The following is a 916-nucleotide window of genomic DNA, read 5'->3' as shown; positions in this document are numbered from 1 at the left end:
TTTAGCGGCGGACGGGTGAGTAACACGTGGGTAATCTGCCTGTAAGACGGGGATAACTCCGGGAAACCGGGGCTAATACCGGATAACAAGAGAAGAAGCATTTCTTCTTTTTGAAAGTCGGTTTCGGCTGACACTTACAGATGAGCCCGCGGCGCATTAGCTAGTTGGTGAGGTAACGGCTCACCAAGGCGACGATGCGTAGCCGACCTGAGAGGGTGATCGGCCACACTGGGACTGAGACACGGCCCAGACTCCTACGGGAGGCAGCAGTAGGGAATCTTCGGCAATGGGCGAAAGCCTGACCGAGCAACGCCGCGTGAGCGATGAAGGCCTTCGGGTCGTAAAGCTCTGTTGTTAGAGAAGAACAAGTACGAGAGTAACTGCTCGTACCTTGACGGTACCTAACCAGAAAGCCACGGCTAACTACGTGCCAGCAGCCGCGGTAATACGTAGGTGGCAAGCGTTATCCGGAATTATTGGGCGTAAAGCGCGCGCAGGCGGTCTCTTAAGTCTGATGTGAAAGCCCACGGCTCAACCGTGGAGGGTCATTGGAAACTGGGAGACTTGAGTGCAGGAGAGAAAAGTGGAATTCCACGTGTAGCGGTGAAATGCGTAGAGATGTGGAGGAACACCAGTGGCGAAGGCGGCTTTTTGGCCTGTAACTGACGCTGAGGCGCGAAAGCGTGGGGAGCAAACAGGATTAGATACCCTGGTAGTCCACGCCGTAAACGATGAGTGCTAGGTGTTGGGGGGTTCCACCCTCAGTGCTGAAGTTAACACATTAAGCACTCCGCCTGGGGAGTACGACCGCAAGGTTGAAACTCAAAGGAATTGACGGGGGCCCGCACAAGCAGTGGAGCATGTGGTTTAATTCGAAGCAACGCGAAGAACCTTACCAGGTCTTGACATCCTCTGA

The 916-nt window shown here is 54.5% G+C and carries 1 rRNA gene; it reads left to right on the top strand.

The annotated features are described in order from the left end of the window. Window positions 1-916 (top strand): 16S ribosomal RNA (locus tag M3196_RS21680); the annotation flags it as partial.

Origin of the sequence: Fictibacillus nanhaiensis, from assembly GCF_023715445.1 — a bacterium.
In the GTDB taxonomy this organism is placed as follows: domain Bacteria; phylum Bacillota; class Bacilli; order Bacillales; family Fictibacillaceae; genus Fictibacillus; species Fictibacillus nanhaiensis_D.
This window is presented reverse-complemented; position numbering and strand designations above follow the sequence as displayed.